Origin of the sequence: Mesorhizobium sp. M1E.F.Ca.ET.063.01.1.1 (assembly GCF_003998155.1) — a bacterium.
Classification (GTDB): Bacteria; Pseudomonadota; Alphaproteobacteria; order Rhizobiales; family Rhizobiaceae; genus Mesorhizobium.
On sequence record NZ_RZSC01000975.1, the window covers coordinates 1 to 1,877 of the forward strand.

Annotated in this window: 1 protein-coding gene; it reads right to left on the reverse strand. The window is 67.0% G+C overall.

Annotated features, from left to right (window positions below; genetic code table 11):
* Window positions 1-1,877: S8 family serine peptidase (locus EOA29_RS34965; protein ID WP_145969996.1), on the reverse strand; the 1,877-nt coding region annotated here is incomplete at both ends.

The window sequence follows — 1,877 nt, forward strand, 5'->3', positions numbered from 1 at the left end:
GTAATAGGCGTTCTCGGCGCGCAGCGCGTGTGGATAGATGCGCAGGCGCGGCACATAGTGGGCCTTTACCGTCATGTCGCCGCTGCGGCCGGGGGTTTGCGAATAGTGCGGCGCCCACAGCGCGCGACGGCCGAGTGCGCGCTCGAAATGGCCGATCGTTGTCATGGCGACCGCGTAGACCATCTGCTGGTGAAACTTCGGATTGCCTTCCGAAGGCGGCAGGCCGTCCTGGGCCAGGAGCACCTTGTCGTTGAGGTCGACCGGATCGTAGACGCGGTCGGAGGCCGGATCGACATCGACCACCTCGAGATATTCGCCGATCGGGCCCGCCAGCAGCGGCTTGTCGGCCGATGGCTCGTCGTCCCAGGGAACCGAGAGCGTCGCCTGGTGGACCGACACCGAGTCCAGCCGCTTGGCGACCGAAGGGTCGAGCGCGTAGATGCGCAGGCGCCGCTGCGGCGGCGGCAGCGGGCGCGGCTTGCGCCTGATCGGCGCCGGGCTTGCGGCGGGAACGGCGACCGGCACCGGCTTGGCGCCGGCCCTGCCCAGCACCCCTTCGAGAAAGGCCTTGAGCGGCTTCGACGGATTGCCTTCGTCGAGAGCCGCCTCGAAATAGCGGTTGCGCGCGGCGGCCGAGATCGCGGCCGGATCGCCATCCGGGTCGGCGATCGCCTGGTCGACGGAAGCGGTGGTTTGCGCCATCTGCATAAGCTCGAGCGCAAACATCTTTTGCCTTTGGACGGCGGCCGGTCGCCGTGCCGCCAGAGAATTGCCGACGGTGAGCAGATCCAGCCAGCTCCATGTATAGGCGGCCGGCGGCAGTTTTCGGAGCTGGTTCTCGGCCGGTGGGGAGATTGCCAGCGCATCGAAGGCGCGAACCACCCCCTGCCCGATCTTCTCCAGCGTCTCGGTGGTGTTCATCTTCTGCGTGGATTTCTGCGCCACCTTGAACAGCGCGAAGCGGACGGCCTCGATGCGCATCCATGGCTGCGGATAAGTCTTCACACGATCCCAGTGCTCGGCCAGCCAAAGCGCCGCGGCTGCCGCGATCTGCGGCGTCGCCGCCGACGTGCCGTTGCCATCCATGTCGACGACCTTGGCGCAGTCGATCTCCGCCCAGGGCACGTTCGGCGTGTAGGCGCCGAGCGCCGTCTTCATCTTCGACGGCGGGCCGTAGTTGCCCTGCATGGTGCCGAAGGCGAGTCCGGCATAGGCGCGGCCATCGCCCATCACGCCGCATGCCGCCAGCACACGGTTGTAGCGCGCGGGATAGACGATGCTGCGAGGCGTGATGGCAAAGTTGTTGCCAGCCGCGGTGACCATGACCAGGCCATGGTCGTAAGCAAGGTTGATGGCATCGACCAGCGCTTGCGAGGCGAGGCCGCCCATGCTCATCGACAGCACCTGGGCGCCTTGCTGGCGCGCATACTCGATGCCTTGCACCATCGTGCCTGTCGTCAGCCGCACCACCCAGTCGGCGATGCGCACCGGAAGGATCTTGGCCTGCGGGGTACCGCCGACGAAATCGGTGAAACCCGGCCAGTGCGGCGAGGTGCCGTCGAGCTTGTTGCCGGCAAGCAGGCTGAGCGTGCCGGTGCCGTGACCGCGATTGCTGGTGAGCGTGCCGGCAGGCGCATGATCGGTCGCGTTGTCCGGTCCGGTGCCGTCATCGACGAAATTGCGCTGCTTTGCCGCCAGAAGCCCGGCCGGCAATGTGCGATGTCCCGGATCGAAGCCGGTATCGAGATGAGCGATGGTGATGTTGGCCTGCTTGGCGCCAACCCTGGTGCGGGCGGCCGCGAATTGGCTGAAATTCGGCCCGGCGTTCCAGGCGACACCGTCCCGGACGACCGCTTGTCCGCCGCGAGGATCCTGAT